Raw genomic sequence first — 26,902 nt, 5'->3', positions numbered from 1 at the left:
CTCTTCCTATAACTCGCCGCCATGAGCGGCCTGGAGCCTTGCATGTCGATGTTGAAAACTGCCCTGGCGGGCGTTGTGTTATGCACCAGCGTGGCGGCTTCAGCCCATCCCACGCTGCTGTCTTCCAGCCCGGCATCCGGTGCCCAAGGTGTTGCCCCCGCAGTGATTGAACTGCGCTTCTCGGAAAATCTGCTGACGCAGTTTTCCGGCGCCAAGCTGACCATGACCGATATGCCCGGCATGCCCAATTCGTCAATGCCGGTAAAGGCCAGTGTCGCCGCCAGTGCTGATCCCCAAGTGATGCTGATCAAGCCGGCCTCCACGCTGACGGTGGGCACCTATCGGGTGGATTGGCGCGCGGTGTCGTCCGATACCCACCCGATCCTTGGCAATGTGGTGTTCAGCGTCCAGCCATGAGTGAACTGATCCCGGTGTTACTGCGCTTCGCCCTGTATCTGGACTTGATGCTGTTGTTTGGACTGGGGCTGTTCGGCCTTTATGCAGATAACCGGTTGCTGAATCTGAAGCCTCAGCTACGGGCATTGGCGATACTGGGTTTGCTGCTGTCGGTGGCGTCGTTGCTGTCCATGACCCAGTCCATGAGCGGTGCCGAGGATTGGCCAACGCTGTGGACGCACCTGCAGATGATGCTCTGGCACACCGAATTGGGCTGGACGTGGTGGCTGCGGATTGCGGCGCTGGTTCTGGTTGCACTCAATACCCGGTTGGCCACCGGGTTCGGCGGTGTCGCGTTGGTGACGCTGGCCTGGACCGGGCATGGGGTGATGCATGAAGGCTCGTTGGGGCTGTGGCATCTTCTCAGCGACAGTGCGCATCTGCTGGCGGCGGCGGGTTGGGTCGGGGCATTGGTGGCGTTCGGGCTGATGTTGAGGAGTACATCTGAGCAGGCGGTGCCAGTGTTGGCACATGCCTTGGCAGGCTTCGAGCGTGTCGGCGCGGTCTTCGTTGCGGTGCTGATTGGCACGGGCGTGGCGAATTATCTGTTTGTGGTCGGGCCGAACCTGGATGGCATTACGGGCGGCGTCTACGCGATCCTGTTGTGCTTGAAGTTGGGCTTGTTTGGATTGATGTTGGGGCTGGCGGCGCTTAATCGCTCACACCTGACGCCGTTGTTGCAGCGCTCCCTGGCGGCGGGTGACCACCGAGCAGCGCGTGAAGCCTTGCGTCGCAGCATCACCCTGGAGTTTGGGGCGGTGGTGCTGATCCTGGCGCTGGTGGCCTGGTTGGGAACCTTGGCCCCCCGCTAGGACTGCGCACTTTTCAAGCATTTGAGCGCCTGGAAATCGCTACGCACCTTGTCGATCTTCTGGGTGAGCTTCTGCCGTTGCTGCACGGTGCTTTCGGCCATCACGTCGACAATCAGGCCGCGGGCCGCGGCTTCCGTCTGTGCGTAGGCGCTGCGGTATTGCGGGGTCCACAGGCTTTCGCGGTCCACCAGCAACTGCTGCATTTTTTGTGGGAAGTCGGCGTTTTTGCGCTGTTGCACGGCGTCGATAAACTGCGCCTGCCAGCGGGCGCGGTTGCCGATCCATTCCTGGTTCTGCTCGCCCAGTGCAATGGACCAGGCGGTCACGCGGTTCTGCTGGCTGGCACTGAGCGGGCCGATCCAGGCGTCCAGGCGCTTGTTCATGCGCTCGGCGCGCTCCTTGATCTGCTGGGCCAGGGGCGGTTTGAGGTACTCGTCCTGGCGTTTGCGCAGGTCCTTGGCCAGGGCGTCGCTCATTTCCTTGACCTGCTGGTCGTCCAGGCCTTGGAGCAGTTCGATGGCGGAGGGCGTGATCTCACGGGCGACGTCGTCGATGGCCTGTTTGGCCTCGGTGGTGCGGGCCTGGAGCGCGGCGTCGGTGACCTGGTTGTCGTCGGCCATCCGTTGCAGGCGGTCCAGCCAATCCAGGTAACCTGGCAATTGCGTGGTGCAGTGCCAGGCCAGGTGTTCCTTGAGCTTGTCGTTGAACCAGCTCTTCTGCCCGGCGTTCATGTCCAGGTAGTCGTTGAGGGTCCAGGGGATGATCACGTCGAGGTTGCGATAGGCCAGGCCCACGCGATTGCAACCGGCGAGCACCAGGCTCAGGGTCAGCAGTACCACCAGTAGTTTGAGCCGACGCAGCATGGGCGGGTCCTTCGCAGAGTGGGTTATCACATGTGAACCCGCGCCGGGTGCGACAGTTCAGCCCCTCAATAAAACGACCGGGCGGCCTTCAACGTCAACAGGCCATCGCATTGCGAGTTGTGTCCGGAATAGGCCGAGCAATCCCCGCCGCTGAGGCTGGAGTCGCTGTAGATCAGGTTCAAGTCCACGCCCATCCACTGCCGGGAGAATTGCACCGACCAGTCGCTGAAGGTGCGGATGGAGCCGCCCTCCACTGAAACCGGCGTGCCCAACTGATGAGTGGTGTACTTCATGCTGACGCCAATGCCGAACGGCTGGGTGCCGCCGAGGTCAGCAAACAGGGTGCTGTCCTGGCGATCCGGGTCGTTGCTGAAAGAGGCGCCGAAGCGATTGCCCAATAGGTTCAGGCCACCGTAGAACTCCTGGCTGTCGAGGGGGCTGAGCTTGGGGTAGCTGTAGTGGATCAGGCCCACTTCGTAGCCCAGGGTCTGGTCGAAGGGATGCTTGAAGCCCATGTAGGAATCGACTTCGAGGGTGCTGGACGAGGACAGGCCCATGTTCGGTGAAAACTGGCCGAAGTACAGGCCGCTGTCGTGGCTCAGGTCCAGCCCGCCATGGAACGAATCGCTGCCGGGAGACGTCGGCTTGACCAGGCCCTGGGCCATGCTGCGACTGGGCGTCGTGCCCAATTTCAAGTCGAAGTCACCCAGTTCACGCTGGAAGATCTGGGCTTCGGCGAGAGGGCTGGCAATCAGGGCGCCGACCAGGAACATGCAGGGTTTGAACATGCTTCACTCCATGAAAAGCGAGGAGCAGTGACGGAGAAAGTCGGGCAGATGCCCGTGCTAGACGTGTGCAAGCATACCGGCGAATGCCAGGCGGTGAGGCCCGTTCGTCGATTAGCGTGTTATTGAAGGTATTGCAGAGGGTCTTTCGGGCTCTAGTCCTAGCGCCTTGATGGCAAGACGCTTAGGGACCAGGTGTGTTGCGCGGTATTACTTCTTACCCAGGCTGATCTGCTTGGATGGGCCGAAAGTCTGGCCGCTCACGCCCTTGGCAATCTGCTGGATTTCACCGCCGGACTTGAGGAAGGCAGCAATCTGGCTGTTGATCGATTCGCTGGTTTCAACGGCGGGAGCTGGCTTTGCTTTGCTGTTGGATGCTTTTACGCGCATGGCGGCCACTAACCTGTAGAAAATTAACTTGGCCAGGCATCGTACAGGAAATACTTGACAATTGCTTGGCAAATATCCCCCGGGAATAAGTGGGGCGGTGGGAAATAGCCGAAGTTGATCGCTGAAATAATCCCCTAACTTACTGTTTTAACTCGAAACCATGCAGCTGTCCGCGACCGACTGCCTGGAAAAAATGGGCCGATTGATCAGACGAGCGGGGCAGCGCCATGGCAACCCGCGATTTTTCAGGCACGCGCGCGTGGCGAGCGCAACTCGGGTAGAATGCCGCCCACGTAATGAGGGTATTGAAAATGGCTTTGGTCGGGCGCTACAACAGCTTGCAAGTGGTTAAACACACTAACTTTGGTTTGTACCTGGACGGTGCGCAAGATGGCGAAATCCTCTTGCCTAATCGGTATATCCCCAAAGATATTCCCAGTGAAGATGAAGACTGGCTTAACGTTTTCATTTACCTGGACAGCGATGACAAACTTATCGCCACCACTGAAAAGCCCAAAGTTCAAGTGGGTGAGTTCGCCAGTTTGAAAGTGGTAGAAGTCAACAGCATTGGCGTGTTCCTCGACTGGGGCCTGCCCAAGGACCTGTTGCTGCCGTACTCGGAAGAAAAACGCCAGATGACCGCAGGCGAATATTGCGTGGTGCACGTCTACCTCGACAAGCACACCAAGCGCATCACCGCCACTGCGCGCCTGGATCGCTACCTGGACAAGACGCCGGCCAACTACCAGGTGGGCCAGGAAGTCGACCTGCTGGTGGCCGAAGCCACTGACATGGGCTTCAAGGCGATCATCAACAACAAACACTGGGGCCTGATCCACAAGAACGAAGTGTTCAAGTTCCTGCGCCCAGGTAAAGAAGAAAAAGGCTTTATCAAAGAGATCCGCGCCGATGGCAACATCAGCCTGAGCCTGCAGCCGGTTGGCCAGGAAGCGGCCTCCAGCCTCAATTCGAAGATCCTCGCCAAGTTGCGTGAAAACAACGGCAGCTTGCCGGTCAGCGACAAGAGCGATCCGGCCGTGATCAGCAACTTGTTCGGTGTGAGCAAGGGCAACTTCAAGAAGGCCATTGGTGCGTTGTACAAGCAGGGCCAGATCGTGATCCACGCGGATCGCATTGAACTAAGCTGACCCCGATTTGCTCTTCTGTAGACGCCCGTCGGCGTCTACAGAGGTTGCATCAATGAGCAAGAAATCGCTGTTCGCCTACTTCGGCACGTTGCTCGCCTTCCTGATCCTGGACGGCCTCTGGCTCGGTGTCCTCATGGGCCCCACCTACAAATCCCTGCTGGGTCCACTGATGCTGGACCAACCCCGCCTGTTGCCCGCCACACTCTTCTATCTCCTTTATGTGCTCGGTTGCGTGGTATTCGTAGTCTTGCCCAGCGCAAGCTGGCAGCGCGCTGCACGGCTGGGTGCCTTGCTGGGCCTGGTCGCCTACGGCACCTACGACCTGAGCAACTGGGCCACGCTGCAAGGTTGGTCTGCGCAGTTGGCAGTCATGGACATGGCGTGGGGCACCTTCCTGACTGCGGCCTGTTGCACGGCAGGTTATCTGTGTGCACATCGAGTGCAGCGCTGATTGTGTACAGGATTTTTGTGCACCGTTGCTGAGCGCAGGCCCTGTGTCCAAGCCTGTTCCCCTCCCTTTGGAACGCCGTTCCAGAGGAATTGGGCTCAATTGGCACGCATTCTGCTGAATACCTCGTATACAAACCATGCCGCCTCCCGTATGCACACCCGTGACGGAAGCGCAGGCCGGTATTTCGAGGAGCCCCGCGATGACCGAACAATTGCCCAAAGGCTACAGCCCACGCCTGTATAACCAAGACCTAGGCCCGCTGCCCCAAAAGTGGAACTGGTACAACATTTTCGCCTTCTGGATGAGCGACGTGCACAGCGTCGGCGGTTATGTGTTCGCTGCCAGCCTCTTCGCCCTGGGCCTCGCCAGTTGGCAGGTGCTGATCGCCTTGCTCGCCGGGATCTGCATCGTGCAAGTGATCGCCAATCTGGTAGCCAAACCGAGCCAGCAGGCTGCGGTGCCTTACCCCGTGATCTGTCGCCTGGCATTTGGTGTGTTTGGCGCGAACATTCCTGCGGTGATTCGCGGCTTGATCGCGGTGGCCTGGTATGGGATTCAGACATACCTGGCGTCGAGCGCCTTGATCATCGTGGTGCTGCGCTTCTTCCCACAGATGGCGGTGTACGCGGAGCCGCATTTTGCGGGCTTGTCCTACCTTGGTTGGTTTGGTTTCCTCAGTCTGTGGCTGTTGCAAGCGGCGGTGTTCTGGGCCGGCATGGAATCCATCCGGCGTTTTATCGATTGGGCCGGACCGGTGGTCTACGCGGTGATGTTCGCCCTGGCGGGTTGGATCGTGTGGAAGGCGGGCTGGTCGAACATCAGCTTCACCCTGGCGGAAAAATCCCTGTCGGGCTGGCAGGCCTTCGGCCAGGTGATCGTGGCGACGGCGTTGGTGGTGTCGTACTTTTCCGGGCCGACCCTGAACTTCGGTGACTTCAGCCGCTACTGCCGCAGCATGCAGGACGTACGGCGCGGCAACTTCTGGGGGCTGCCGGTGAATTTCCTGGCGTTTTCCCTGGTCACCGTGGTGATCGTCTCGGGCACCTTGCCGGTGTTTGGCGAAATGTTGCATGACCCGATCGCCACGGTGTCGCGCATCGATAACAGCATGGCGGTGTTGCTGGGGGCGTTTGCTTTTGTCACCGCGACCATCGGCATCAATATCGTCGCCAACTTCGTTTCCCCAGCCTTTGACTTCGCCAACGTCGCACCGAGCAAGATCAGCTGGCGCGCGGGTGGGATGATCGCTGCGGTGGCGTCGATCTTCATCACACCGTGGAACCTGTTCAATAACCCGCTGATGATCCATTACACACTGGACATTCTCGCGGCTTTTATCGGGCCACTGTTCGGCATCCTGTTGGTGGATTTCTACCTGATCAAAAAACAGCAGATCGACGTGGACGCGTTGTTCGATGACAGCCCGAGCGGGCGCTATTACTTCGACGGCGGTGTGAACTGGACGGCAGTCAAAGCGCTGGTGCCCGCGACGCTGGTGGGCGTCGCGATCACCTTTACCCCGGCGTTGCAGGGCATGGCCAACTTTGCCTGGTTTACCGGCTGCTTCCTGGGTGGGCTGTTTTTCCTGGTGTTGGCGCGGCGTGAACAGGGGCGTGTGCCTGCACCGCTGGTTGCCGGCTGACCAGGATCGAGCCCGCCAACAGCAAGCCAGCGCCGGCCACCACCAATGCCGGTTGCAGCCCACCACTCAGGTGGCTGCTGACCGAGGCCAGTAACGGCCCGCTCAATTGGCCGATGGCGAAGCTGGCGGTGAGCAGTCCGGTGCTGCGCTGGTAGCCGTGGGGAGCGACCTCGCGCAGGCGGGCCATCACCAACTGCATGCAGGCCAGGAACGGTCCGCCGCACAGCAACACCCCCAGTGCCAGGCCCCAGCCATTGCCCAGCAAGCAGGCAAACACCCCGGCCGCTTGCAGCCACAATGTGGTCATCAGCCAGCGGCGAGTGGTGTCTGGGTCCTTGCGGCGCAGGGTTGCCACCACTACGCCAATCGCGGCGGCCAGGCCGAAGCATGGCCAGAACAGGTCGGCTTGCCAGGCACCTTTGAATTGCGCGCTGGCCATCTGCGACAGGAACGTCGCCGGGATGATGTAGCCAAGACCATACAACACATAAATCCAGCACAAATGCGCGATGCTGCCGTTGCTGCCAGCGTCGACGTGCCCGGCAACGGGCGTACCGGTGGGGGAGGGTTTGGGCAGGAAAGGCAAGATGGACAGCAACATCACCAGCGCCACCGCGCCATATACCAGCCACAACGTGCCCGAGTTTTGCCCCATCAGGTTGGAGCCCAGCGCCAGCAAACCGGTCAACAAAATCCCCAGCCCCGGCCCGGCAAAAACCAAGGCACCCAGGCGCGGCCGCCCGGCGGCAATCGCCAGCGGCTGGCTCAGGCTGGTGATCATTACCAGGGCCCAGGCACTCGCGACACCGGTGCCAAAGCGCAACAACAGGTGCGGCCAGAACCCGTGGGCCCAGTACGACGCCAGGGTCAGCAGCACGCACAGCCACAACCCGCCATATAGACGCCCGCGGACATGATGGTGGCTGCGCGCGAAGATCGAATCTACCGCGCCGACGAAGTAGCCCAGGTAGTTGGCGGCGGCAATCAGGCCGGCGCCGGTCAGGTCGATCTGCCCTTCACTGAGCAGATGGGGCATTTGTGGGGTGAGGGCGAAGCGGCCAATCCCCATCGCCATCATCAGGGCGACAAAGCTGGCGAGTAAGCGAACTAAAGGAGACATGATCAGTATTCCTGCGAGTAAACGAATACCCTCAGGCTAAAGTGGATTGACTTTCTGCAAAAATGAATAATAGTGAGTAACTTGTTCAGTTTTGGAGAAAGGTATGGAGTTCAGTCAATTGCGCATTTTCCAGGCGGTGGCGGAAGAGGGCTCCATCACGCGCGCGGCTGAGCGCTTGCATCGGGTGCCGTCGAACCTGTCGACGCGCCTCAAGCAAATGGAGGAGCAGCTCGGCGTAGAGCTGTTCGTGCGTGAGCGCCAGCGCTTGCAGCTGTCACCGGCCGGCAAGGTGCTGCTGGACTACAGCACTCGACTGCTGGCCCTACACGACGAAGCCCACGGCGCGGTGCAAGGCGGGCAACCGGCCGGCGATTTTGTGGTGGGCAGCATGTACAGCACAGCGGCGGTGCATCTGCCGAAACTGCTGGCGGGCTATCACAAGGCCTACCCGATGGTGAACCTTCAGGTGCAATCGGCACCCAGCGGAGAGCTGCTCGAAGGGTTGATCACCGGCCGGCTGGATGCGGCATTTGTGGACGGCCCCATCACCATCGCTTCCCTGGACGGTGTGCCTCTGTGCGAAGAACGCCTGGTGCTGATCTGCGAGGCCGACCATCCGCCGGTACTGGGTCCGCAGGATGTGGCGGGGCGTTCGGTGTTCACCTTCCGTCGCAGCTGCGCCTATCGCACCCGCCTGGAAACCTGGTTTTCCCATGAGCGCGTGGCCATGGGCCGGGCGATTGAGATCGAGTCTTATCAGGGCATGCTGGCGTGCGTGATCGCCGGGTCCGGAGTGGCGTTGATGTCCGAATCCATGCTGGAGAGCCTGCCAGGCAAGGACAGCGTGTCCGTTCATCCGTTGAAAGGGCCTTTTGCCACTGCCACCACCTGGCTGATGTGGCGAAAGGGTATGCTCGGCGCTAACCTCAACGCATGGATCGACCTGCAGCAAGCCAGCAAGACTGCGGTCCTGCACGACACGCGCGCCATTGCTTGAGCGATCCGTCAGGATTTTGATGAATTCAGTAATAGTTCGTTGTGGTTTCGTTCAAGCATTACGTAGGACTTAGGGCTACTATCACTGTAGGAAAAGGCGACAGAACTTGCGCCTACCAGCATTACCCTCAAAGGGGGCAACCATGAAAGAGAAAATTCAAAACTGGCTCCATGATCTGGGTGTTGCACTGGGCTTGATCGAGCCTCCGCTGCAACCCGTGCCGATTCGCACCGATGACGAGCAGCGTCGCCCACGTCGCAGGTAAGTCCTGGAAGCGCTCACGCGATTCAATCGCGCGGGCGCTGACACCTCGGGTCGTTCTTCAGGGCGTGTTCGGTTCCCTGTAATCAGGCTGTATTCGCTGTACATTTCGTAGTGTCCGCAACTGTCTGACGAGGCATGCCTCATTGTCAGAGCCTTCTTCTTATTCCGTCATCCGTAACCTTTTCCCTGTTCGTCCTTTCTGAGTAAACAAACGCTGGGAGCTTGTCAGTCAGGCTTTTGCGTTCAATTGTCAGAATTGGATTACTAGTCAGTCAGAAACGGCCGGCTTACTTAATTCTTAAGAGGCGCATAGGTTGAAACCCAAGCGCCCATTCGTGGCGCCCCAACGTTATTGAACTCCTCTTCTCAAGGGGTCAATAAACCAGAATTGTTGGAGACAAAGCTATGTTGCTCTCTTCAGTTCCGCCGGTCGCCGCGTCACTCATCACCACAATCGACAGTGTTCTACATATTGCACCGGTGTCGAAAGGCTGGAAGGCCGACGCCCCCAGAAACGTCGTGTTTCTTCCCCCTGCATTGACCAAGCAGGCTCTGCTCATACAGCTCGGGCTCTTACGGCCAACTACGATCATCGTCGGCGACCAAGCCATCGATGCGGACCTCATTCATCAATGGCGTGCCTCTCACCCCTTTGGAGAACTCTGTTTGATCCGCAGAGGTACGAGTCTGGATAAGATACGACTGGACCTATGTGAATCTAATGGTATTCAAGTATTCAACACGCCGGGGGTGAACGCGCCGCATGTGGCTGCCTATCTCCTACGTTGGCTGACACTGGCGGATGGCTCCATCCCTCATGATGTGCGTGTACTGGGATACGGCAATGTGGGAAAGGAACTGGTCAATTTGTTACTTGATCGAGATCCCGATGTTCGGATCAAGGTACTAGTCCGCCAGGATCGAGCACTGGACACTTTCGGGCATGCATCTCCCGATAGTCGAGTGTCATTTGTCGTGGACTGGTCCGAGGTATTGGACGGCGCTTCTGCTGTCGCCCTGTGCTTATCCCTGAACGATGAGTCCACTCATCGCATTGATTCATCCCTCATCCAATCCCTGCACACACACGCTCGGCTGGTCTGTGTCGCCAAGCCGGATGTGTTGAGTGACGATGCTTTGCATGCCCTGGCAGCGGCTGAAGATATCCAGCTTGTCGTGGACTATGGGCCTGCGACATTGGAGGCGTTCCGCCTACGTACGCAAGCGCTCGGCTGTGAGGTCTCCATTTGGTACAGACCTGCGACGCTGACTACGCAGGCATCAACCAGCGAGGCCTGCCACTGCGACCTTGACTACGCTGTTTCAGTTCAGTTGAGCCTGATGGCTGTGCGCGGCCTGGTCAGGCGCAAACTTACACAGTCATTGGCGATTCCTCTTCGGACCGCAGGCGCTGGTGCACCGCGTGTGTCGATCATTGGCAGAGGGATCAATGGCCTGCTCCAGGCGGTGATGCTCCGCCTGGCGAATTATCAAGTGACGATATATGGAGGCAATCAGAGGAGCGATGGTGCCAGTCACAAGCCTGTGAACATGCGCCACCTGTCGGCCACGGAGACGAGCGCAAAGCCACTGCATAGCGATTATCTACTTCCCGCCAATCAGCATTTGGCCGTTGAGTGCAATCGCGCGGGCATTGAGTTGTTTGAAAAACTGCTGGCTGATAATCCAGCGTTGGCGCGATTCGCTCGGGCTCAAATTGTACGTGCTTACAGGGACGACGCCCTTGGAATAGAGGCAGCGATAAAGGAGCAGTCCGATATCGAAAACAGGCCTTGGCCGAGTGGCAAACTGGGATGCGAACTCACAGAGATCAGTCAACGACAGTTTTTTGAGCGGTATGGCGTTCCAGGCATTGGTGGGGCTATTGAAGTGTCGGGCTACGATTTGGAGTTTGTCCATTTGAAGGATGAGATAGAGGCGCTTTTACTGAGCGCCGGGGTTCAGTTCATGCCTGGGCATCTGAATCCGGCCCAAATTTCTGAGCTAAGCAGGCAACACTTCGTTGTGACTGCCATGGGAGTAGAGGAGTTTGAAGTCGTTTCGATTATTGGTTGGTTTTTCAAGCTGCGCGCTGCTGATCACGAAGGTGCCGGAATGCGCGGACTCAAGCTGCAGTACGATTTGCCAATCGGTGTCATGAATTGCCGTTTGGATGGGGACTGGATTCTCATTTCAGGTGGACAGGTTCCGCCCGATTCGACAGCAGAGCGCAAGGAGCAGATATTGGCGGCATGTCTGGCTGCTGTCTCTCGGCACTTTCCGAGGTCCTATCGCAGGGCAATCGAAAGTGGTGACTTGCAAGTTATCGAATGCGCCAGACCCGGCACCTCGGATGGGCTGTCGATAGTGCATTGGTCCGCCTACCACCGAATTGCAGCAGGAGGAACCTACGCCGGCGGCACAACACAGGGATTGCTATGGGCCTCCCTGGTCCAGGAAATCATCCAGGCAAATCAAGATCTTGCTGTTGAATGAAAAAAACGGGCACGACATCCGACGTCGCGCCCGCTGAAGAAACCGCTCTAAATCCAGTTGTATCTCAAACCGCGTTGGCCGCCACACCCTCTGGCCGGCGCGACAGCAAACTCACCACTACAAAACTCACCAGCCCAATCGCCAGGCTGTAGTAGATCGGCGTGTTTGCATCCAACCCGTCCTTGATCATGAATACCAGCGCCGTCACGAAGCCCAGGGTCATGGAGGTGATGGCGCCTGATGTGGTGGCGCGCTTCCAGAAGATCGCGCCGATCAGCGGGATCAACATGCCGCCCACCAACAGGTTGTAGGCCAGGGTCAAGGCGCTGATCACATCGCTCACCACCAGTGCGATACCCAGCACGGCAATGCCGGTCAGCATCGTGAACAGGCGGTTGATGGCCAGGCTCGACTGTTTGCCGCCACGCAGACGCGGCAGCAGGTCTTCGGTCAGGACGGTGGAGGCGGCGAGCAGGCCGGCGCTGGCGGTGGACATCATTGCCGCCAGTGCTGCGGCAATCACCAGGCCACGGATGCCGTCCGGCAGCGAGACTTTGACGATGGCGGCAAAGGCGTTGTTGACGTTATCCAGGTCCGGGATCAGCACATGCGCGGCCATGCCGATCAATGCACAGGCCAGGCCATAGAGGATGCAGTAGAACCCGGCGAACGTGCCTGCGTACTTGGCGACCTTTTCGTCGCGGGCAGTGAACACCCGCTGCCAGATGTCCTGGCCGATCAGGATGCCGAAGAAGTAGATCATGAAGTAGGTGATGATGGTGTCCCAACCGATCGCGGTGAAGCTGAAACTCGACGCGGGCAGCTTGGCCACCAGTTCGTCCCAGCCGCCGACGCGGTACAGGCAGATCGGCAAGAGGATGAACATCAGGCCGACGGTCTTGATCACGAATTGCACGATGTCGGTGAGGGTCAGCGACCACATGCCGCCGATGGTCGAGTACACCACCACCACGCCACCGCCAAGCAGCACCGAGATCCAGAACGGCAGGCCGAACAGCACTTGCAGCACGGTGCCGATGGCCAGGATCGAGGTCACGCCGATCATCAGTGCGTAGGCCAGCATGATCACCGCGCTGGCCTGGCGGGCCATGGGGTTGTAGCGTTTTTCCAGCACCTGGGTCACGGTGAAGATCTTCAGCTTCAACAGCGGCTTGGCCAGGAACAGGTTCAGCGCAATGATGCCCATGCCCAGCGCAGCACACAGCCAGAAGCCGGAGATGCCATGCACGTAGCCCAGGCGCACGGTGCCGACGGTGGACGCCCCGCCCAATACCGTGGCGGCCATGGTGCCCATGTACAGCGATGGGCCCAGGTTGCGACCGGCCACCAGGTAGTCTTCGTGGGTCTTGGCGCGGCGCATGCCGTAGTAGCCGAGCACGAGCATGCCGGCGGCGTAGATGAGTACGACGAATAAATCCAAAGCCATGACGGCGGTTCTCCGATTGTTTTTTTAGGCTATTGAGGCGCTTTTTGTGGCGAGGGAGCTTGCTCCCGTTGGGCTGCGAAGCGGCCCCTGGGGGCCATAAACAGCCGCCGGTTCCGGGAACACACGAAGCAAGGTCAGGTACACCACCGAGGCCAGCCCCAGCGTCACCGGCAGGCTGATATCAATGCCATCCGCCAGATTGCCCAGCGGCCCGACAAACTGCCCCGGCAGGTTGACGAAGCACAGGCCCACCAGCGCACTCGGGATCCACGCTCCCAGCCCGCGCCAGTTCCAGCCGTGGCTGAACCAGTAGCGGCCGCCGGTTTCACCACGCGTGAACACCTGCAGGTCATCCGGGCAATAGAAACCGCGACGCACGATCAGGCCGATGATCATCATCACCATCCACGGCGTGGTGCAGGTGATGATCAGCACGGCGAAGGTCGACACGCTCTGCACCAGGTTGGCGGCGAAACGTCCGATAAAGATGAAGGCAATCGACATCACCCCGATCAGCAACGTGGCCTTGACCCGCGACAGCAGGCGCGGGAATACGCTGGACATGTCCAACCCGGTGCCATACAGCGACGTCGTGCCGGTGGACATGCCACCGATCACTGCGATAAGGCACACCGGCAGGAAGAACCAGCTCGGCGCCACGGCCAGCAAACCGCCGACATAGTTGTTGGCCGCAATATAGTCCGGTGCCTTGATCGCCACGATGGTCGCGGTGGCCAGGCCGAACAGGAAGGGGATCAAGGTGGCGATTTGCGCCAGGACCACTGCCAGCATGATGCGTATTTTCGGCGTCTCACGCGGGATATAGCGTGACCAGTCACCCAGGAACGCGCCGAACGAAATCGGATTGCTCATGGCCACCAGCGCGGCGCCGATAAAGGCCGCCCAGAAGCCGGTCTGGCCCAGCGCTACGGTGCCGGCGAAGTGGCTGTCGAAGGCCGGCGCAAACGCGAAGATCCCCAGCAGGAACAGCAGGCTCGCCGCCCACACGGCAATGCGATTGACCCACAGCATGAAGCGAAAGCCATAGATGCACACGGTCAGCACCAGAATCGCGAACACGCCGTAGGCCAGGCCCAGGCTCAGGTCGGTTTCCGGCAAGCCAATCAGACGTTTCGCACCGCCCACCAGCGCATCACCTGAACTCCACACCGATAGTGAGAAGAAGGCAATCGCCGTCAGCAGCGAGAGAAACGAGCCGACAATCCGCCCGTGCACGCCAAAGTGCGCACCGGAAGACACGGCGTTGTTGGTGCCATTGATCGGCCCGAACAGGCCCATTGGCGCGAGGATCAGCGCACCCACCAGCACGCCCAGCACAATCGCCCAGACACCGGCCTGGAACGACAGGCCGAACAGCACGGGAAAAGAACCCAGCACGGCGGTGGCAAAGGTATTGGCGCCGCCGAAGATCAGTCGGAACAGATCCTTGGGGCCGGCGGTACGTTCGTGGTCCGGGATCTGCTCGACCCCGTTGGTTTCTATCTTGCGAATACTTTTATCGTTGTTTTTATTATTCATGATCTGCTCCGATCACATTGGCTAAGGGGGCGGCAGCCCTTCCGGCATAGCGGACAAATGTTCGTGACAGGCCAGCCACAGGCCTTGTTTTTGTTCTGTGCGAGACTCTTGCCGTTTGAAGACAATGGTCTCGCGTTCCTGGCTAAAAAATTGCTCCCCGTTCATGCGCAGCTCGGTGGCCACGTCATGCATGAAAATCGCCACGTCACCTTGCAGGCTGACAAAGGCGTTGCTCGAGGTGCAGGACAGCACCTCGAACCCCTCGTCCCGGCGCCAGCTGTCCCACAACGCCTGGTAGGCGTCGCGACTGAGCAGTGGCTGGGGCAGGGTGTAGAACACGAAGCTGGCGTCCGCCGTGAACGCGCCGAAGTAGGCGGCGCGGTCATTGCGGGCGAAGGCCGCCACCAGGTCGGCGGCGGCTTGCAGTACTTCTTGGGCGCTCATCAGCGATGTGCCACGCCAGGCAGTACGCAGAGCATCTCGTACAGCAGGTTGGCGCCCAGCAGCGAAGTGTTGCCGGTGGTGTCGTAGGGCGGCGAAACTTCTACCAGGTCGCAACCAATCAGGTCGAGACCCTGGCAGCCACGGATGATCTCGATGGCCTGGATGGTGGTCAGCCCGCCGATTTCCGGGGTGCCGGTGCCCGGTGCCCAGGCCGGGTCGATGCCATCAATGTCAAAGCTCAGGTACACCGGGCCACCGCCGACTTTTTCACGCACTTCGGCCATCAAGGGCGCGAGGGAGTGGTGCCAGCATTCTTCGGCCTGGACCACGCGAAAGCCTTGTTTGCGGCTCCAGTTGAAGTCTTCGGCGGTGTAGCCCTGGGCGCGCAGGCCGATCTGCACCACACGGTCGCAATCGAGCAAACCTTCTTCTACCGCGCGGCGGAAGGTGGTGCCGTGGGCGATTTTCTCGCCGAACATATGGTCGTTGACGTCAGCGTGGGCATCGATGTGCACCAGCCCGACCTTGCCGTGTTTCTTGTGGATCGCCCGCAGGATCGGCAGGGTGATGGTGTGGTCGCCGCCCAGGGTCATCGGGATCACGTCGTGTTCGAGGATCTCGTCGTAGGCTTCTTCGATGATGCGCACGGCGTCGAGCAGGTTGAAGGTGTTGATCGCCACGTCGCCGATGTCGGCCACCGACAGCGAGTCGAACGGTGCGGCACCGGTGGCCATGTTGTACGGGCGGATCATCACGGATTCGGCGCGGATTTCACGCGGCCCGAAGCGAGTACCGGCGCGCAGCGAGGTACCGATGTCCAGCGGCACACCGATAAAGGCGGCATCCAGGCCCTTGGCGGTTTGCAGGTGGGGAAGACGCATCATGGTGGCGATGCCGGCAAAGCGCGGCATTTCGTTGCCGCCCAGTGGTTGGTGGAAAATCTTGTCCACGGGAGTGCCTCATCGTTGTTTTGTTCGTTAGGGGCCGATTCTGCGAAATACGTGGAAACGAAAGAATCGGCAGGGGCAAATACTTAGTTCAGATTTTTCTAAACTAATGCGCACAGGTAGACTGCAACGACCTACACCCGGAGCCGACCATGGCCAACGCCTTGCCCGACCTGAAACTCCTGCGCATCTTCGTCAGCGTCGTGCGGCACCAGGGGTTCGCCAATGCCCAGCACGAACTCAACCTGTCCACCTCCGCCATCAGCACCTACATGAGTCAGCTGGAAGCGGCGCTGGGCCTGGTGCTGTGTCATCGCGGGCGTGGCGGTTTCAGCCTGACCAGCAAAGGCGAATTGTTTCATCAAGAGACCTTGCGCCTGCTGGGCGAGCTGGAAGGTTTCGAGCAGTACGCCGCCGCGTTGAAGGGCGAGTTGCGCGGCACGCTGAAGCTGGGTGTACTGGACTCCACGGTCAGCGACAAAGCGTTACCCTTCGCCGAAGTGATCGGCGCCTACAGCCTGGAACACCCGGCGGTGCACTTGCATCTGTCGGTGATGAGCCCTTACGAACTGCAACTGGGCGTGCAGGACAACCGTCTCGACCTGGCCATCGGCGCGTTTTCCAACCGCATGAGCGGGCTGATCTACATGCCGCTGTACCGGGAGCAGCACTGGTTGTATTGCAGCACGCGGCATCCTTTGTTCAATGAACGGCGCATTCCCGAGCAGGTGATCACGCAGCAACGCATGGTCGGTCGCGGCTACTGGAGCCAGGCCGAATTGGCAAGGCACGGCTTCAAACACAGTGCAGCCACCGTGGAAAGTATGGAGGCGCAGTTGATCCTGGTGCTGTCCGGCGCCTACATCGGTTATTTGCCCGAACACTACGCCCAGGCCTGGGCCGACAAGGGCGATTTGCGCGTCTTGCTGCCGGCGACCTTCGGCTACCAGGCGCCGTTTTCGATGATCATGCGCCGGGGGCGCAGCCGAGAACCGCTGATCCAGACTTTCCGCGACTTGCTCAAAGCCCAGCTCAACCAGGCCTGAAAACCCATGTCCAGACCCCAATGTTCCCGTTGCCTCAGGCCTGTCGCCCACTGCCTGTGCGCGTTAATCCCCAATCTCTACAGTCGCACGCGGGTGTTGCTGTTGCAGCACCCGAGCGAGGTCAACCATGCGCTGAACACCGCGCGGTTGGCGGCGTTGGGGTTGAACAATGCGCAGTTGGTGGTGGGAGAGGTCTTTGAGGACCTGCCTGCGTTGTTGAACGTGCCCGGCTACCAGGCACGGCTGCTGTTTCCGGCTGACGACGCCCAGCCACTTAAAGTCTATGCGCCAGTAGATCAGCCGCTGCTGCTGGTGGTCCCCGACGGCACTTGGCGCAAGGCGCGCAAGCTCTTGCACCTCAATCCGTTGTTGGCTGCGCTACCCAGGGTGGCGTTGGCCGAAGGCGCAGTGTCCCGCTATCGGCTGCGCAAGGCGCCTGGCCCCGGCGCGCTGTCGACAGTGGAAGCGATTGTGCAGGCGCTGGAGGTCTTGGAGTCGCCCGCTTCGTTCGAAGCCTTGCTCAAACCCTTCGATGCGTTGATCGACGGCCAGATTGCGGCGATGGGGCCTGACGTGTTCAACCGCAACCATGGCGAGCGGTGAACATTCGGTGCCTTATTCCTTTAAGCCATAAGCACCACACTTTGCGTGATATGGCCCGCCGGCCTTTCCCGGTATGATGTTCGCCCCCGCAGTCTGGATTGCGAATACGCCATGACCTTGCAGTACCCTACAATCGCCGATTGCGTCGGCAACACGCCCCTGGTCCGCTTGCAACGCATGGCGGGTGAAACCAGCAATACCCTGTTGCTCAAGCTCGAAGGGAACAACCCGGCCGGCTCCGTGAAGGACCGCCCGGCGTTGTCGATGATCACCCGCGCCGAGCTGCGCGGGCAGATCAAGCCCGGCGACACCCTGATCGAAGCCACCTCGGGTAACACCGGGATCGCCCTGGCCATGGCCGCCGCGATCAAGGGTTACAAGATGATCCTGATCATGCCCGACAACGGCAGCGCCGAACGCAAGGCGGCAATGACCGCCTACGGCGCCCAGCTGATCCTGGTCACCCAGGAAGAAGGCATGGAAGGCGCACGGGACTTGGCCGAGCGCTTGGCCGCCGAAGGCCGTGGCCTGGTGCTGGACCAGTTCGCCAACGGCGACAACCCCGAGGCGCACTACACCACCACCGGCCCGGAAATCTGGCGCCAGACGGGGGGCACCATCACCCATTTCGTCAGCTCCATGGGCACCACCGGCACCATCATGGGCAACTCGCGCTACCTGAAGGAGCAGAACCCGGCAATCCAGATCGTCGGCCTGCAACCGATGGAAGGCTCGGCCATTCCCGGTATCCGCCGCTGGCCCGAAGAGTATCTGCCGAAGATCTACAACGCGACCCGCGTAGACCGCATCATCGACATGGCCCAGCGCGAAGCCGAAGACACCACCCGCCGCCTGGCCCGTGAAGAAGGCATCTTCTGCGGCGTGTCGTCCGGTGGCGCGGTGGCCGGCATGTTGCGTTTGTCTAAAGAAGTGGAAAACGCGGTGATCGTCGCGATCATCTGTGACCGAGGCGACCGCTACCTGTCGACCGGCATCTTCGACGAACCCAACTGATGGCCAAGCACGAGAGAGGCCTGCGCTTCCAACCGACGGGCGGCAGCCGGGCCCCGCAGATTCCTGTAGGCAAGAAACAGCGCCTGACCATTGAGCGCCTGGCCAACGACGGCCGTGGCATTGTGTTCTTTGAAGGCCGCACCTGGTTTGTGAACGGCGCGCTGGCCGGCGAAGAAGTTGAAGCGCGGGTGTTAGGCGCCCACGGCAAGATTGTCGAGGCGCGCACCGAGCGCGTGTTCAAGGCCAGCGAATTGCGCCGCCCGGCGCCGTGCGCCCATGTCGGCCGCTGCGGCGGTTGCAGCGTGCAGCACTTGCCCCATACCGAACAGCTTGCCCTGAAACAGCGCATGCTCGCCGAGCAACTGTCCCGTGTGGCCGGTGTCGAACCGCAAGAGTGGGCTGCGCCTTTGAGCGGTCCGGAATTCGGATACCGTCGCCGCGCCCGCGTGGCCGTGCGCTGGGATGCCAAGGCCAAACAGCTGGAAGTGGGTTTTCGCGCCGTGGCCAGCCAAGACATTGTTGCCATCGACGATTGCCCGGTGCTGGTACAGGCCTTGCAACCGATCATGCAGCGCCTGCCGAACATGCTGCGTCGCCTGAGCAAGCCGCAGGCGTTGGGGCATGTTGAATTGTTCAGCGGCACCTCCATCGCCGTGTTGCTGCGGCACATGGCGCCGCTGTCGGAAGCGGACTTGCAGGTATTGAAAGAGTTTTGCGCCTTCCATGAAGCTCAATTGTGGCTGCATGGCGAGGGTCAACCTGAGCCGGTCGACGTCGATTCGGTCTTGGGTTTTCGATTGGAACAATGGGATCTGGAGTTGGCCTACCGACCTGGCGACTTCGTGCAGGTCAACGCCGGGGTCAACGAAGCGATGGTCGCGCAGGCCCTGGAATGGCTGGCGCCACAACCCGACGAACGGGTGCTGGACCTGTTTTGCGGCCTGGGCAACTTCGCCCTGCCACTGGCGCGCCAGGTGCGTGAAGTGGTGGCGGTGGAAGGCGTGCAGACCATGGTGGACCGCGCGGCCGTCAACGCCGACAGCAACGATTTGCATAATGCACAGTTTTTTCAGGCCGATTTGTCCCAGCCTTTGACTGACGCGGAATGGGCCAAACAGGGCTTTTCTGCGGTACTCTTGGACCCACCCCGTGATGGTGCCCTGGAGGTTGTGCGCAAGCTCGCGACCCTGGGAGCCAAGCGTCTGGTGTATGTGTCCTGCAACCCGGCCACGCTGGCGCGGGACACGGTTGAGTTGGTCAAGCAGGGCTACCGGCTAAAACGTGCCGGGATCCTCGACATGTTTCCGCAAACCGCGCATGTCGAGGCCATGGCGTTATTTGAAGCGGGCTAGGATGCCCGTTTAATCCGACCGGCCTGTCGTCTCCAGGGCCTGTGATCTGCCAGGGAGCAGTAGAAGGTCGGCGATGAATTCTGGCGCATCGAAGGTGCGTCGTAGGGAAGGTAAGCAAGATGGTACAGGTGAGAGCACACCAGCCGATCAATACCGACGGCAGTATCAATCTCGAGGCATGGCTGGATCATGCCATCAGTGTCGACCCGGCACTGGACCGTGAAGCCTTGAAAGCAGCCTGCGAGTTCGCTCGCGAGTCTGAGCAGCAAGACAATGCGGCCAAGAACCTGTGGGCCGAAGGCACTTCGAGCTTTCGCACCGGGTTGGAAATCGCCGAGATCCTCGCCGATCTCAAGCTGGACCAAGATTCACTGATTGCCGCCGTGCTGTATCGCGGCGTGCGTGAAGGGCATATTCAGTTGCCCACCGTCAGCCAGCGTTTCGGCGCCGTGGTGGCCAAGTTGATCGACGGCGTGCTGCGTATGGCCGCGATCAGCGCCAGCCTCAGCCCACGTCAGTCCATGGTGCTGGGCACCCAGGGGCAGGTCGAGAACCTGCGCAAGATGCTGGTGGCGATGGTCGACGACGTGCGTGTCGCCCTGATCAAGCTGGCTGAGCGCACCTGCGCGATCCGTGCGGTGAAGACCGCCGACGACGAGAAACGTAACCGCGTCGCCCGCGAAGTCTTCGATATCTATGCGCCGCTGGCCCACCGCCTGGGTATAGGCCATATCAAGTGGGAGCTGGAGGACTTGTCCTTCCGCTACCTCGAACCCGATCAATACAAACAGATCGCTACGCTGCTGCATGAGCGGCGGCTGGACCGTGAGCGCTTCATCGCCGACGTGATGAACCAGTTGCGTTCCGAGTTGCAGGCCACCGGTGTCGAAGCCGACATCAGCGGCCGCGCCAAGCACATCTATTCCATCTGGCGCAAAATGCAGCGTAAGGGCCTGGCGTTCAGCCAGATCTATGACGTGCGTGCGGTGCGCGTGCTGGTGCCGGAAATGCGCGACTGCTACACCGCGCTCGGCATCGTTCACACGCTGTGGCGGCACATTCCCAAGGAGTTTGACGACTACATCGCCAACCCCAAGGAGAACGGCTACCGCTCGCTGCATACTGCGGTGATCGGCCCCGAGGGCAAGGTGCTTGAAGTGCAGATCCGCACCCACGCCATGCACGAAGAGGCCGAGCTGGGCGTGTGTGCGCACTGGCGCTACAAGGGTACTGACGTCAAGGCCGGTTCCAACCAGTACGAAGAGAAAATCTCCTGGCTGCGCCAAGTGCTGGAATGGCACGAAGAACTCGGCGACATCGGCGGCCTGGCTGAACAGCTGCGCGTGGATATCGAGCCGGACCGGGTCTACATCTTCACCCCGGACGGCCACGCCATCGACTTGCCCAAGGGCGCCACGCCGTTGGACTTTGCCTACCGCGTGCACACCGAGATCGGCCACAACTGCCGGGGTGCCAAGATCAATGGGCGCATCGTGCCGCTCAACTACAGCCTGCAGACCGGTGAACAGGTCGAGATCATCACCAGCAAGCACGGCACGCCGAGCCGCGACTGGCTGAACCCGAACCTGGGCTACATCACCACGTCGCGGGCACGGGCGAAGATCGTCCACTGGTTCAAATTGCAGGCGCGCGACCAGAACGTCGCCGCCGGTAAAACCTTGCTTGAGCGCGAACTGGGGCGCCTCGGTCTGCCTCAGGTGGACTTCGACAAGTTGGCCGAAAAAGCCAACATGAAGATCGCCGAAGACATGTTCGCTGCCCTCGGTGCTGGCGATTTGCGCCTGGCCCAACTGGTCAACCTGGCGCAACAACTGGTCGAGCCGGAACGCGGCAGCGAACAGCTGGAGCTGATCCCACGCAAGGCCACCGGCTACAAGCCCGGCAAACGCGGCGATATCCAGATCCAGGGCGTGGGCAACCTGATGACCCAAATCGCCGGCTGCTGCCAGCCGTTGCCGGGTGACGCCATCGTCGGCTACATCACCCAGGGCCGTGGTGTGAGCATTCACCGCCAGGACTGCGCCTCGGTGCTGCAACTGGGCGGGCGTGAGCCGGAGCGGATCATCCAGGTCAGCTGGGGCCCGGTGCCGGTGCTCACCTACCCGGTGGACATCATTATTCGTGCTTACGACCGTTCCGGCTTGCTGCGGGATGTGTCGCAAGTGTTGCTCAACGAGCGGATCAACGTGCTGGCGGTCAACACCCGCTCGAACAAAGAGGACAACACTGCATTGATGTCCCTGACCATCGAGATTCCGGGGCTGGACGCACTGGGGCGGTTGCTGGGGCGGATTTCCCAGTTGCCGAATATCATCGAGACGCGGCGTAACCGAACCCCATGATGTATTCGCTTGAAGACCTGCTGCACTTGATGAACCGCCTGCGGGACCCGCAATACGGTTGCCCGTGGGACATCAAGCAAACCTACGCGACCATCGTCCCGCACACCCTGGAAGAAGCCTATGAAGTGGCCGACGCCATCGAGCGCGGCGACTTCGAGCACCTGCAAGGCGAGCTGGGCGACCTGCTGTTTCAAGTGGTGTATTACAGCCAGTTGGCGCGGGAAGAAGGACGCTTCGAGTTTGCCGGGGTGATCGACAGCATCACGCGCAAGCTGATCCGTCGTCATCCCCACGTGTTTCCCACGGGCGATCTGTATGCACCGCTGGATATCCCGCAGCTGAGTGAAGAACAGGTCAAGGAACGCTGGGAGCAGATCAAGGCCGAGGAACGTGCGGAAAAGTCCGACGCGCCGGAGCAACTTTCCCTGCTGGACGATGTGCCCACGGCGCTGCCGTCCCTGTCCCGCGCCGCCAAATTGCAGAAGCGCGCCAGCCAGGTCGGCTTCGACTGGCCGTCGGCCCTGCCGGTGGTGGATAACGTGCGCGAAGAGCTGGATGAAGTGCTCGAGGCCATGGCCGACAACGATTCGGTGGCCATTGCCGATGAGGTTGGTGACCTGCTGTTCGCGGCGGTCAACCTGGCCCGTCACCTCAAGGTCGACCCGGAAACCGCGCTGCGTGGCGCCAATGCCAAGTTCGAACGACGCTTCCGATTTATCGAACAGGCATTGCGCGATACGCACCAATCCATAGAAGATTGCACCCTCGAAACGATGGACGCCCTGTGGGGCGAAGCCAAACGTCAGGAAAAGAATGTGTCCAGCTGCGGTTGAGCAGTTGCCTAAGTGAGTAAGCACCATGAGCCTTTCCCTTCGCGACCAGTTGCTCAAAGCAGGTCTGGTCAACCAAAAGCAGGCCAAGCAGGTCGGCAAAGACAAGCAGAAGCAGCAGCGCCTGGTCCACAAAGGCCAGATCGAGGCGGATGACACCCAGGCCCGCCTGGCGGCCGAAGCACACGCCGAGAAGGTCAAGCGCGACCAGGAGCTGAACCGTCAGCAGCAGGAAAAAGCCGAGGCCAAGGCGCGCACCGCCCAGGTCAAGCAGCTGATCGAAACCTCGCGCCTGCCCAAGCTGACCACCGAGGACTACTACAACTTCGTGGATGACAAGAAGGTCAAGCGCCTGTCGGTCAACACGCTGATGCGCAACAAGCTGAGCAACGGCTCCCTGGCTATCGTGCATCACGGCGGCAGCTACGAGGTAATCCCGCGCGAAGCCGCGCTGAAGATCCAGGAGCGCGCACCGGAGCGTATCGTGCAGCTCAATATCCTGACGGAAAGCCAGGTGCCGGACGAGGATGACCCGTACGCGGCGTACCAGATCCCGGATGATCTGATGTGGTAAGGCTGTAGAAACAACATTGTGGCGAGCGAGCTTGCTCGCGTTGGGCTGCGAAGCGGCCCCATAAATGCAAAACCCGCTCAAGAGGCGGGTTTTGTGTTTTCAGGTATCCAGGCTGCGTGGGCCTTGTACCTGAGCCTTGCGAATACTCAGGAGCTTTCTGCCTGACGTTTCATCTCAAGCGACTCAAGCTCGTTTTTATAATTATGAGCGTCGCTCTCGTTGTGAAACATGCCGACCAACAGGTCTTGTTGGTGTACATCCCAGATGTGAATCCCATGGCCCAGTGCTTCGTGGGACATATGTTCGTCGTCGCGTTCAGTTACTTTTACAGTCATCTGCTTGCTCCAATCTCTGGTGGATCTGCGGCAAGTCGTCGCAGGCCTTTGTTATATGATTTGTTAGCTTGCTAAGTAAACCGACTTTTCGCGCAACAATTCATTGCAGCCGATGCAACAGTCCTGCAGGCCGCGTAAACCGCGACATTGCGCCGCAGGGTGCTGAGTTTTATGACAAAAGTTTCATGTTCGCGTCAGGGTGGAACCCAATCGACAGACGAAAAAAAAGCCCCGCATTCGCGAGGCTCTTTGTTCCAGCTACCGATCAGCTACCTTTGACAGCCTTACCGTCAACAGTACCGTCCTGCAACATGATGTTGTATTCCTTGCCGTCAGTTTCTACCTGACGCAGTGCAACCAGGATGCCGCCCTGGTCCTTGGCAAACCACATCTGGGTGATGCGCTTGCTCTGAGTCGGATCACGCACGCGCTCGACCTTGATCGCGTCGATGGAGCCGACCTTGGTCTGGACCTTTTCCGGGCCGATCACGCGGAAGTCGTAGGTGTCGACGTCAGTTCCTTCCACCACGTTGTAGCTCATGCTCTTCTTGCCGGCCGCCACATCGCGCTGCAGGGCCAACTGATAGGTCGACTTGTCGAGCATGCCGCTTTGCAGGGGCACGTTGACCGCGTCCTTGTTTTCAAAGCCGGTGACTTTCTTGGCGGTCTGGTCGAAGTCCAGGTTGATCTTCTTCGCCTTGCCCAGGCCACCGCGTTCGAAGGTGTAGCTCTTCGGTTGCAGGGTGTCCTTGTCGAATTGGATCACGCTGGTTTCGGTGAGGCTGGCGATCATCATGGAGGCCTTGAAATTCAAGGTCCAGGTGCCGTCGCCATTCTTGGCCAGGCTGCGTTCAGCCGAACCACTCATGGGCAACTGTTTCCAGTCGGCGGTGTAGCTTACGGAGAAAGGGTGAAGGTCTGCTGCTTGCACGGCTGGCAAGGCGAACAGCGCAAAAGCGAAGAGCAAGGCGCGACGCATAAAATCTCCTAGGTTCGAATCAAGTGGCCGCTGGCCGCAAGTAACTGACCGTCCAATAATGCACCCTGGTCACCAAGAATCAACCGCCCCTCGGCAAACCAGCGAACTGCCAGCGGGTAAATCCTGTGTTCCTGGGTGTGAACCCGTTGCGCAAGCGTCTGCGCCGAGTCGTCAGACTCTACCGGAACCACTGCTTGTACGACCAGAGGCCCGCCATCGAGTTCCTCGGTGACAAAGTGCACGCTGCAGCCGTGTTCGCTGTCGCCGGCATCGAGCGCGCGCTGGTGCGTGTGCATGCCTTTGTATTTGGGCAGCAGGGAAGGGTGGATATTGAGCAGGCGCCCTTCGTAATGTCGTACGAAATCAGCGCTGAGGATGCGCATGAAGCCGGCGAGTACCACGAGTTTGGGGTTGAAGGCGTCGATCAGTTCGATCAAGGCGCTGTCGAAGGCCTCGCGACCTTCGAAAGCCTTGTGATCCAGTGAGCGGGTATCGATACCCGCGTCCCTGGCGCGTTGCAGGCCGTAGGCGTCGCTGCGGTTGGAGATCACCGCAGCAATGCGCACCGGGCTTTCGCCGGTGCGCATGCTGTCGATCAGGGCCTGCAAGTTACTGCCGGTGCCGGAAAGCAGCACCACGACATCACAGGTCTCAGGCATCAGTGAGCCTTGAGGTTCTTCAGTTCAACCTGGGCCGCGCCTTCGGCGGCAGTGGCGATCTGACCGATGACCCAAGGCTGCTCGCCGGCTTCACGCAGTACGTTCAGCGCGGTTTCAACGTGCTCTTGCGCCACGCAGATGACCATGCCCACGCCGCAGTTCAGCACGCGGTGCATCTCGGTTTCATCGACGTTGCCTTTCTCTTGCAGCCAGTCGAATACCGCAGGGCGCTGCCAGCTGGCCACGTCGACGATCGCCTGGGCGCCTTTCGGCAGGACGCGCGGGATGTTGTCCAGCAGGCCGCCACCGGTGATGTGGGCCATGGCCTTGACGGCGCCAGTGTCCTTGATCAGCTTGAGCAGAGGCTTGACGTAGATGCGGGTCGGGGCCATCAGCAGGTCGGTCAGCGGCTTGCCATCGAGTTGGGTGTTCTCGATCTCGGCGCCGGATACTTCGATGATCTTGCGGATCAGCGAGTAACCGTTGGAGTGCGGGCCGGAAGAAGGCAGGGCCAGCAGGGCGTCACCGGCAGCAACCTTGGAGCCGTCGATGATCTCGGCTTTTTCCACGACGCCGACGCAGAAGCCGGCCAGGTCGTAGTCTTCACCTTCGTACATGCCTGGCATTTCAGCGGTTTCGCCGCCGACCAGGGAGCAACCCGACAGTTCGCAGCCAGCGCCGATACCGGTCACCACTTGTGCAGCGGTGTCGACGTTCAGCTTGCCGGTAGCGTAATAGTCCAGGAAGAACAACGGCTCGGCGCCGCACACCACCAGGTCGTTGACGCACATGGCAACCAGGTCGATACCGATGGTGTCGTGCTTGTTCAGGTTCAGTGCCAGGCGCAGCTTGGTGCCCACACCGTCGGTGCCGGAAACCAGTACAGGCTGCTTGTAGCCGGCCGGGATTTCGCAGAGGGCGCCAAAACCGCCCAGGCCACCCATGACTTCGGGGCGCGCAGTGCGCTTGGCGACGCTCTTGATGCGTTCGACCAATGCTTCACCGGCGTCGATGTCTACACCGGCGTCCTTGTAGCTCAGGGAGGGTTGCTTGCTCATGATCCAGGCCTTTAGGGGGGATTCAGGGGTAACGACCGAGCGGGCGGGGGCTTTTATAAAGGCCACGCCGTTGACGGTCTGCGAAGGCGCGCGATTTTATCAGGCTTGAGGGGCAGCGGCCATCCTCGGGCCGACGGGCAGGGGCATATGGTGTTAAAAAAATGCTAATCGGGTCTGCTTTGGCGCGTATTAAGGTATAGCCTTTACGGCGCTAGCGTTGTGACAGTACGAAAACTTACCAAGACCCTGTGAATGTTTTACCGGTCGCCGTGGTCACAGCCTTGGCAA

General features: G+C 60.2%; 27 protein-coding genes. 15 read left to right on the top strand and 12 right to left on the bottom strand.

The genetic code is table 11. The features are described from left to right. The first annotated feature begins 42 nt into the window (after nucleotides 1-42). Nucleotides 43-417 (top strand): copper homeostasis periplasmic binding protein CopC, encoded by a 375-nt coding sequence (gene copC, locus AYR47_RS29305; protein WP_061449211.1) that lies wholly within the window; start codon nucleotides 43-45, stop codon nucleotides 415-417. Next, a complete protein-coding gene (gene copD, locus AYR47_RS29300) occupies nucleotides 414-1,268 on the top strand; it encodes a copper homeostasis membrane protein CopD (RefSeq protein ID WP_033900648.1) in 855 nt (284 codons plus the stop codon). Before copC ends, copD begins: the two co-directional genes overlap by 4 nt. Here the strand turns inward: copD and AYR47_RS29295 are convergent. The 3 genes from AYR47_RS29295 to AYR47_RS29285 form a co-directional block, all read right to left on the bottom strand. After that, nucleotides 1,265-2,131, bottom strand: coding sequence for a DUF6279 family lipoprotein (locus AYR47_RS29295; protein WP_061449210.1), 867 nt, complete (start codon nucleotides 2,129-2,131; stop codon nucleotides 1,265-1,267). The two genes, copD and AYR47_RS29295, sit on opposite strands and share 4 nt — an antisense overlap. Before the next feature lie 65 nt (nucleotides 2,132-2,196). Beyond that, a complete protein-coding gene (locus AYR47_RS29290; RefSeq protein ID WP_033900652.1) occupies nucleotides 2,197-2,919 on the bottom strand; it encodes a TorF family putative porin in 723 nt (240 codons plus the stop codon). Between the two features lie 207 nt (nucleotides 2,920-3,126). After that, nucleotides 3,127-3,306 (bottom strand): hypothetical protein, encoded by a 180-nt coding sequence (locus AYR47_RS29285; protein ID WP_003193095.1) that lies wholly within the window; start codon nucleotides 3,304-3,306, stop codon nucleotides 3,127-3,129. A gap of 311 nt (nucleotides 3,307-3,617) precedes the next feature. On the opposite strand from AYR47_RS29285, the gene AYR47_RS29280 reads away from it, so the two are divergent. From AYR47_RS29280 to AYR47_RS29270, 3 genes are all read left to right on the top strand, one after another. Beyond that, entirely contained in the window at nucleotides 3,618-4,454 is an 837-nt protein-coding gene (locus AYR47_RS29280) for a CvfB family protein (protein ID WP_017845295.1), read from the top strand. A gap of 52 nt (nucleotides 4,455-4,506) precedes the next feature. Continuing rightward, the gene (locus AYR47_RS29275) at nucleotides 4,507-4,905 is read left to right on the top strand and encodes a DUF2177 family protein (RefSeq protein WP_033900655.1); all 399 of its coding nucleotides are present in this window, start codon (nucleotides 4,507-4,509) and stop codon (nucleotides 4,903-4,905) included. Nucleotides 4,906-5,104: 199 nt separating this feature from the next. Beyond that, nucleotides 5,105-6,547, top strand: a complete 1,443-nt coding sequence (locus tag AYR47_RS29270; RefSeq protein ID WP_038847294.1) for an NCS1 family nucleobase:cation symporter-1 — start codon at nucleotides 5,105-5,107, stop codon at nucleotides 6,545-6,547. On the opposite strand, the gene AYR47_RS29265 is transcribed toward AYR47_RS29270, so the two are convergent. Next, entirely contained in the window at nucleotides 6,459-7,667 is a 1,209-nt protein-coding gene (locus AYR47_RS29265) for an MFS transporter (protein ID WP_033900661.1), read from the bottom strand. The two genes, AYR47_RS29270 and AYR47_RS29265, sit on opposite strands and share 89 nt — an antisense overlap. A 103-nt stretch (nucleotides 7,668-7,770) precedes the next feature. Here AYR47_RS29265 and ptrR point away from each other — a divergent pair, with 103 nt between their 5' ends. The 3 genes from ptrR (at nucleotide 7,771) to AYR47_RS29255 (ending at nucleotide 11,424) form a co-directional block, all read left to right on the top strand. After that, entirely contained in the window at nucleotides 7,771-8,664 is an 894-nt protein-coding gene (gene ptrR / locus AYR47_RS29260) for a putrescine utilization regulator PtrR (protein WP_033900662.1), read from the top strand. Nucleotides 8,665-8,806: 142 nt separating this feature from the next. Then, nucleotides 8,807-8,929, top strand: a complete 123-nt coding sequence (locus AYR47_RS33170) for a PA1414 family protein (protein ID WP_003193089.1) — start codon at nucleotides 8,807-8,809, stop codon at nucleotides 8,927-8,929. 404 nt (nucleotides 8,930-9,333) lie between these two features. Further along, nucleotides 9,334-11,424, top strand: coding sequence for an FAD-dependent oxidoreductase (locus tag AYR47_RS29255; RefSeq protein ID WP_061449209.1), 2,091 nt, complete (start codon nucleotides 9,334-9,336; stop codon nucleotides 11,422-11,424). A 64-nt stretch (nucleotides 11,425-11,488) separates the two neighbouring features. Here AYR47_RS29255 and AYR47_RS29250 read toward each other — a convergent pair whose 3' ends face one another. Genes AYR47_RS29250 through speB form a run of 4 tightly spaced genes read right to left on the bottom strand, consistent with a single transcriptional unit; the run spans nucleotide 11,489 to nucleotide 15,804 of the window. Next, entirely contained in the window at nucleotides 11,489-12,871 is a 1,383-nt protein-coding gene (locus AYR47_RS29250) for a sodium:solute symporter (RefSeq protein ID WP_028617385.1), read from the bottom strand. A 24-nt stretch (nucleotides 12,872-12,895) separates the two neighbouring features. Next, nucleotides 12,896-14,410 carry a purine-cytosine permease family protein gene (locus tag AYR47_RS29245; RefSeq protein ID WP_016976503.1) on the bottom strand — a complete coding sequence of 505 codons (1,515 nt, stop codon included), beginning with the start codon at nucleotides 14,408-14,410 and terminating at the stop codon, nucleotides 12,896-12,898. Nucleotides 14,411-14,431: 21 nt separating this feature from the next. Next, nucleotides 14,432-14,854 (bottom strand): YybH family protein, encoded by a 423-nt coding sequence (locus AYR47_RS29240; RefSeq protein WP_033900670.1) that lies wholly within the window; start codon nucleotides 14,852-14,854, stop codon nucleotides 14,432-14,434. After that, the gene (gene speB, locus AYR47_RS29235; RefSeq protein WP_033900672.1) at nucleotides 14,854-15,804 is read right to left on the bottom strand and encodes an agmatinase; all 951 of its coding nucleotides are present in this window, start codon (nucleotides 15,802-15,804) and stop codon (nucleotides 14,854-14,856) included. Before speB ends, AYR47_RS29240 begins: the two co-directional genes overlap by 1 nt. A gap of 149 nt (nucleotides 15,805-15,953) precedes the next feature. Between speB and AYR47_RS29230 the strand changes: the two genes are divergently transcribed. The 7 genes from AYR47_RS29230 (at nucleotide 15,954) to AYR47_RS29200 (ending at nucleotide 23,583) form a co-directional block, all read left to right on the top strand. After that, the gene (locus AYR47_RS29230; RefSeq protein ID WP_028617381.1) at nucleotides 15,954-16,847 is read left to right on the top strand and encodes a LysR family transcriptional regulator; all 894 of its coding nucleotides are present in this window, start codon (nucleotides 15,954-15,956) and stop codon (nucleotides 16,845-16,847) included. Between the two features lie 6 nt (nucleotides 16,848-16,853). Beyond that, nucleotides 16,854-17,450 (top strand): tRNA-uridine aminocarboxypropyltransferase, encoded by a 597-nt coding sequence (locus AYR47_RS29225; RefSeq protein ID WP_033900674.1) that lies wholly within the window; start codon nucleotides 16,854-16,856, stop codon nucleotides 17,448-17,450. Between the two features lie 111 nt (nucleotides 17,451-17,561). Further along, entirely contained in the window at nucleotides 17,562-18,464 is a 903-nt protein-coding gene (gene cysM / locus AYR47_RS29220) for a cysteine synthase CysM (RefSeq protein WP_033900675.1), read from the top strand. Next, complete coding sequence (gene rlmD / locus AYR47_RS29215) at nucleotides 18,464-19,816, top strand: 23S rRNA (uracil(1939)-C(5))-methyltransferase RlmD (protein WP_061449208.1); 1,353 nt, start codon at nucleotides 18,464-18,466, stop codon at nucleotides 19,814-19,816. Before cysM ends, rlmD begins: the two co-directional genes overlap by 1 nt. A gap of 119 nt (nucleotides 19,817-19,935) precedes the next feature. After that, nucleotides 19,936-22,179, top strand: a complete 2,244-nt coding sequence (gene relA, locus AYR47_RS29210) for a GTP diphosphokinase (RefSeq protein WP_033900680.1) — start codon at nucleotides 19,936-19,938, stop codon at nucleotides 22,177-22,179. Further along, nucleotides 22,179-23,012, top strand: coding sequence for a nucleoside triphosphate pyrophosphohydrolase (mazG, locus tag AYR47_RS29205; protein ID WP_061449207.1), 834 nt, complete (start codon nucleotides 22,179-22,181; stop codon nucleotides 23,010-23,012). The genes relA and mazG overlap by 1 nt, the downstream gene beginning before the upstream one ends. 25 nt (nucleotides 23,013-23,037) lie before the next feature. Beyond that, nucleotides 23,038-23,583: a DUF2058 domain-containing protein gene (locus AYR47_RS29200; protein WP_033900683.1), complete on the top strand. Its 546-nt coding sequence runs from the start codon at nucleotides 23,038-23,040 to the stop codon at nucleotides 23,581-23,583. Between the two features lie 146 nt (nucleotides 23,584-23,729). Here AYR47_RS29200 and AYR47_RS29195 read toward each other — a convergent pair whose 3' ends face one another. The 4 genes from AYR47_RS29195 to purM form a co-directional block, all read right to left on the bottom strand. Next, nucleotides 23,730-23,918, bottom strand: a complete 189-nt coding sequence (locus tag AYR47_RS29195) for a hypothetical protein (RefSeq protein ID WP_033900685.1) — start codon at nucleotides 23,916-23,918, stop codon at nucleotides 23,730-23,732. 265 nt (nucleotides 23,919-24,183) lie between these two features. Then, nucleotides 24,184-24,897, bottom strand: coding sequence for a DUF3108 domain-containing protein (locus tag AYR47_RS29190; protein ID WP_033900686.1), 714 nt, complete (start codon nucleotides 24,895-24,897; stop codon nucleotides 24,184-24,186). Between the two features lie 8 nt (nucleotides 24,898-24,905). Then, the gene (gene purN, locus AYR47_RS29185; protein WP_061449206.1) at nucleotides 24,906-25,556 is read right to left on the bottom strand and encodes a phosphoribosylglycinamide formyltransferase; all 651 of its coding nucleotides are present in this window, start codon (nucleotides 25,554-25,556) and stop codon (nucleotides 24,906-24,908) included. Continuing rightward, nucleotides 25,556-26,614: a phosphoribosylformylglycinamidine cyclo-ligase gene (gene purM, locus AYR47_RS29180; RefSeq protein ID WP_016976515.1), complete on the bottom strand. Its 1,059-nt coding sequence runs from the start codon at nucleotides 26,612-26,614 to the stop codon at nucleotides 25,556-25,558. Before purM ends, purN begins: the two co-directional genes overlap by 1 nt. Nucleotides 26,615-26,902 lie beyond the last annotated feature (288 nt).

Source organism: Pseudomonas azotoformans (assembly GCF_001579805.1).
Lineage (GTDB): Bacteria > Pseudomonadota > Gammaproteobacteria > Pseudomonadales > Pseudomonadaceae > Aquipseudomonas > Aquipseudomonas azotoformans_A.
This window is presented reverse-complemented; position numbering and strand designations above follow the sequence as displayed.